The organism is Aquidulcibacter sp. (assembly GCF_049239865.1).
Taxonomy (GTDB): domain Bacteria; phylum Pseudomonadota; class Alphaproteobacteria; order Caulobacterales; family Aquidulcibacteraceae; genus Aquidulcibacter.
In genome coordinates, this window is record NZ_JBMLTR010000148.1 from 1 (window position 1) to 5240 (window position 5240).

At 56.9% G+C, this 5240-nt stretch carries 3 protein-coding genes; 2 read left to right on the top strand and 1 reads right to left on the bottom strand.

Going from position 1 to position 5240, the window contains the following annotated elements:
* Positions 1–104: 104 nt before the first annotated feature.
* Both ACOVRA_RS10920 and ACOVRA_RS10925 read left to right on the top strand, forming a co-directional pair.
* Positions 105–2006 carry a vWA domain-containing protein gene (locus tag ACOVRA_RS10920; protein WP_421720314.1) on the top strand — a complete coding sequence of 634 codons (1902 nt, stop codon included), beginning with the start codon at positions 105–107 and terminating at the stop codon, positions 2004–2006.
* 130 nt (positions 2007–2136) lie between these two features.
* Entirely contained in the window at positions 2137–3762 is a 1626-nt protein-coding gene (locus ACOVRA_RS10925) for a peptide ABC transporter substrate-binding protein (protein WP_421720315.1), read from the top strand.
* 6 nt (positions 3763–3768) lie between these two features.
* Here the strand turns inward: ACOVRA_RS10925 and ACOVRA_RS10930 are convergent, their stop codons facing one another.
* Positions 3769–5193, bottom strand: coding sequence for a dihydrolipoyl dehydrogenase family protein (locus tag ACOVRA_RS10930; RefSeq protein ID WP_421720316.1), 1425 nt, complete (start codon positions 5191–5193; stop codon positions 3769–3771).
* Positions 5194–5240 lie beyond the last annotated feature (47 nt).

The window sequence follows — 5240 nt, forward strand, 5'->3', positions numbered from 1 at the left end:
TGGTTAAAATTGCCCCAATTTAGCCCTGAAGCCTCCCAAACAAGGCCTTGTTGCGATCTCTCTATGGTGTCAGACGTTCAAAGAAGCGTTTGGAGGCAAGCCACATGATCCCAGACCACCCGTATTCTCACACGCGATCGACCCGCATGAATTCTGCTGCCAAGCAGGTCATTGCGGCCCTATCCCTCAGCGCACTGGTTGCGAGTTGCGGGTCAAATCCCGCAGCCTATAGCCAATATGCAGGCCCGGTTAGCCAGTCTGTCTCCACGGATGCGACTGATTATGATTGTCCCGCCCCGCCCCAACGGGCAGAGCGGGCCTATCCAAGTCGCACCCGGATGGCCGTGGGAATGCCTGCACCGTCCAGGATGGCCATGCCATCGCCCCCGATGGCTCCACCGCCACCGCCACCACCGCCGCCGCCACCTTCACCCCCACCCCCACCCGCTCCCGTTTTGGCTGAGGTTTCGGCCCAATCCTATGCCGCGCAAAGCAAAGTGGCTGATGCGTCCGTTGCGAACATTGTCGTCACTGCGACGCGCGTCGGGCCGATGCCGCAGCCCCAATCGACCGAGCGCTATCCAAATGCCGCGCTCAACAGCGTGAAGCAAACCGCTGAGAATCCGGTTTCAACTTTCGCCATGGAGGTCGACACGGCTTCTTATGCCAATGCGCGCCGTTTCGTGAGCGAGGGCAGTTTGCCGCCAGCAGACGCCGTACGCGTTGAAGAATTTCTGAACTATTTTGACTATGGTTATGCCAAGCCGAATGATCGCAAGCTGCCGTTCTCAACCACCGTGGCCGTTGCGCCTTCGCCTTGGGCAGCAGAAAAGCAAATCGTGCATGTCGGGCTTTCGGGTTATGATATCGCCCGCAGCGAGCGCCCACCTCTAAATCTCACGATGCTGATGGACGTATCGGGGTCTATGTATGCAGAAGACCGCCTGCCCTTGGCCAAACGTGCTTTGGCTCTATTGGCACCAAACCTCAATGGTCGTGACCGCGTGTCCATCGTCGTCTATGCGGGCGCGGCAGGTGTTGTTCTAAAGCCCACAGCCGGAAACAATACGCGCGACATCATTTGCGCCTTGGAAATTCTGCAAGCTGGCGGCTCCACCGCTGGCGGCGAAGGGATCCGCCTTGCTTATGAAACAGCAGCTAAGAATTATAATAAGGATGGGGTCAATCGGGTTATCCTGATGACGGATGGCGACTTCAATGTCGGCATCTCTGATCCGCGCGCCTTGCAAAGCTATGTGACCGACCAGCGCAAAAAGGGGATTTATCTCTCCGTATTTGGCTTTGGTCGTGGCAATTACAATGACACGATGATGCAAAGCTTGGCCCAGAACGGCAATGGTGTCGCGACCTATATCGACACCATACAAGAAGCCCGCAAAGTGTTTGACACCCAGATCAGCGGTACGCTTTTCCCGATCGCAGACGATGTAAAGGCGCAAGTGGAGTTCAATCCGGCACGTGTCAAAGAGTGGCGCTTGATCGGTTATGAGACGCGTGCGCTCAATCGCGAGGACTTTAATAATGACGCGGTTGATGCTGGTGAGATCGGGGCGGGCCACCAAGTCACGGCTCTCTATGAAATTACCCCTGTCGGTGCCCAAGGCAGCGTCGACCCTCTGCGCTATGGTGCGGCCAGCCAAACGCCTGCAACAGGCAAGGCGAAGGAATTGGGGCTGTTGCGCTTACGCTACAAAGTGCCGGGTGAGACGACTTCTCGCTTGATTGAGCGGCCGATTACCGATGCGGACCGCAGCGCCAGCTTCGACCGCGCGCCAGAATCGACCCGCTTTGCTGTGGCCGTGGCAGGCTATGCCCAGCTCCTCCGCCAAGACCCTTGGATTGGCAAAGGCTTTGGCTATGCCGATGTGGCCCGCATCGCCAAAGCAGCCAAAGGCGAAGATCGATTTGGCTTCCGCGACGAGTTTATCGATCTCGTCTCGCGCGCCGAAGGGTTAGAGCGCCTACCCAACCAAAGACAAGAATAAAGCTGTCAGCCCAAGCCAGAAATGGCTTGGGCTTTTTCTTAGGCAAAGACAGGGCGGCACAGCGGTGGATCAAGCCACGCCTTGCGTAATGGCCAGCCTCCTCTAGGCTGAGATGGAGCGGGGGATTGGCATGACACAGAAATTTTTGGCGATACTAGCACTGGTCCTCCTGACGGCGGCCTGTGGTCAGTCAGCCGATGACACCGACAAGGCCACGACGCTGCGCATGGGCAATGCGGGCGAGCCCCTAACCCTCGACCCAGCACAAGCAACCATCGCCAATGAAGACCGCATCATCGAGGGCCTTTTTGAAGGCCTGACCGTCTTAAACCCTGAAGCTAAGCCTATCCCCGGCATGGCTGAAAGCTGGACCGTCTCGGAAGATAAGCTTACTTGGACCTTTAAGCTGCGGGACGCCAAATGGTCTGACGGGGTGCCCGTCACCGCAGACGACTTCGTCTATTCGTTTCAGCGCCTGATGGACCCAAAGACGCGGTCTAACTATGCGTCGCTTCTCTATATGATCAAAAACTCCCAAGCGGTGAATACGAAGGGTGCGGCCCTGAATAGTCTGGGGGTTTCGGCCAAAGATCTGGGAACCCTTGTGATCGAGCTCATAAATCCAACCCCGTTTCTGCCAGCGCTCTTGTCGCATTGGCTGGCCTATCCGGTTCCGCGCCATGTCATTGACAAGCTAGGTGCGGACTGGGTGAAGCCTGGTAATCTCGTTGGCAATGGGGCCTTCGTTTTGAAAGAGTGGCAGCCAAACGACTTCATCCGGCTGGAGAAGAACCCCCAATTCCATGACGCGGCTAATGTCTGCTTGACCGAACTTTTGATCTTTCCAACCACAGACCCCGCCGCTGCCGCCCGCGCTGTCCGGGCAGGTGAACTCGATACCAATGCGACCTTTGCTGGCCAGAACCGCGAGATCCTCAAAAAGGAACTGCCGGGCTATGTGCGTGAGGCCCCCTATGCGCTCATCCAATATGAGTTGTTCAATCTCAAGAACCCGAAACTGAAAGACGCTCGTGTTCGGCAGGCCTTGTCGCTTGCGATTGATCGCGACCTAATCGCCAGCAAAATCATTGGGGGTGCTAGCAAGCCCGCCTTTAACATCATACCGCCCGATACTTTGGGCTACACGGGCGGGCCGGTCACAGGCATGTTTGAGGCAGACTTGGCTAGCAGGCTTGCGTCCGCGCGTGCCCTTTTGACCGCAGCTGGCTATGGGCCGAATAAGCCACTGACACTGACTTTATCGCATGTCACAAACGGGGACACGCCACGCTATGTGCCCATCTTGCAGAACACTTGGCAGCAGATTGCACCGTGGGTGAAGATTGAGCTTCTGGGCCAAGATGGCCAAATCCATTATTCGCAAGTCCAGCGTGGCGACTTCGAGTTGGCCAATATGGGCTGGTATGCCGACTATGACGATGCCAAGTCCTTCCTCTACATCCTTGAGTCCCGCAGCGCTGAAATGAATTCGGGTCGCTATGAAAATCCAACCTATGACGCTTTGCTCGCCAAAGCCGACCAAGAGCGAGATGAGGCGATGCGCGCTAAACTTCTGCGTAATGCGGAAGAGATTGCGGTCAAGGATGCAGCGCTTGCACCGGTATTCTTTGATACAGGTCGGTCACTGGTCAATCCGCGCGTCACGGGCTGGGTCGATAATAAACTCAATACCCACCGCACCCGTTGGCTGTGCACCAAGGAGGCAGAAGCGAAGCGCAAAGCGACAAAGCCCTAGCCCGCATCACCCAAACAGTTTCAAGAACTTCACCAATTTCCGGGTACGGTCTGAAAACAAAGTTGGCGTGAAATAGGCACCTGCTGCGCGTTTGACGATTTCGCTGCGCGTTGGATAGGGCGAGATCAGGCTGGTAATCGCCCCCACGCCCTTCTTATTGGCCATGGCCAGACCGACCAACTGAATGGCTTCGCCTGCGCCTTCACCGACCACGGTGGCACCCAAAAGCTTGCCGCCCTTGCCAATGACCAGCTTACAAAAGCCTTCGGTAGACCGTTCGGTCTGGGCGCGATCATTATCCTCAAATTCGGCTTTGGTGATTGTGACGTCGCTGCCGAACTGATCGCGGGCTTGTGCTTCTGTCAGGCCGATCTTCGCCACTTCCGGGTCGCAATAAGCGACGGCAGGCATATAGGGCACGACGGCAGTTGCAGGGGCCTTAAACACGGCATTGCGGATAAAGACGCTGGCATGGAAGCCCGCTGCATGGGTTAATTGCTCTTTGCCCGCCACATCACCAATCGCCCAGACACGGGGATTAGACACGCTGCGCAGCCGATTATCGGTCGCAACGCCCTTGCGGCTATAGGTGACATTGGCTTTATCCAGCCCGATATTTTCAACCCGCGCCGCGCGGCCAACAGCAACCAGCAGACGCTCTGCTTTGAGCACTCGGCCATCTTCCAAAGTGACGGCTACTTCCGCCTGATCACCTGAAACCGCGACCGCTTTCACGCCCTCTTGCACGGATACGCCATCCGCTTTCAGGCTGGCGCGCACGACCTCAACCGCTTCAGGCTCTTGCGGGCCCATGATTGTCATGGCCTCAACCACTGTGACTTGTGTGCCCAATCGGGCAAAGGCTTGGCCGAGTTCTACCCCGATCACACCGCCACCCAACACGATCAGGCTTTTGGGCTGGGTTGCTTGGGCAAAGACGGTCTCATTGGTTAGAAATGGCGTTTCACTCAGGCCTGGGATAGGCGGCACAAAGGCGGTTGCACCTGTGGCGATGACAAACTTTTGCGCGGTGACAATGGCCGATGGGCTTTGCACCGTGCGTGGGTCGGTGAAGACCGCATGTTCGCGAAAGACGATGCAGCCCAAGCCTTCAAAGCGCTCTTGGCTGTCGATGGGGGCGATGGTCTCAATCACGCCATCTATATGGCCGCGCAACTGGTTCCAATCCACGACGGCTTTCGTATTTTCAATGCCATAGCGGCTGGCATGTTGCATCGAATGGGCCGTCTTGGCTGCAGCAATCAGGGCCTTGGAAGGAACGCAGCCCGTATTGAGGCAATCGCCGCCCATCTCGCCTTCTTCGTAGAGGACAACCGAAAGCCCAAGTTGGGCCGCACCTGCCGCAACCGACAGGCCTGCAGCACCTGCCCCAATGACACAAATATCGACGTTGAGTTGCTGTTGGCTCATGCTTGTTTCCGTCTCGATTGGACAAATTTCCACGCGCTAGGCAGCAG

Coding starts and splice junctions, on each gene's coding strand:
- ACOVRA_RS10920 (WP_421720314.1), top strand. CDS start 105: ATGATCCCAGACCACCCGTATTCTCACACGCGATCGACCCGCATGAAT.
- ACOVRA_RS10930 (WP_421720316.1), bottom strand. CDS start 5,193: ATGAGCCAACAGCAACTCAACGTCGATATTTGTGTCATTGGGGCAGGT.
- ACOVRA_RS10925 (WP_421720315.1), top strand. CDS start 2,137: ATGACACAGAAATTTTTGGCGATACTAGCACTGGTCCTCCTGACGGCG.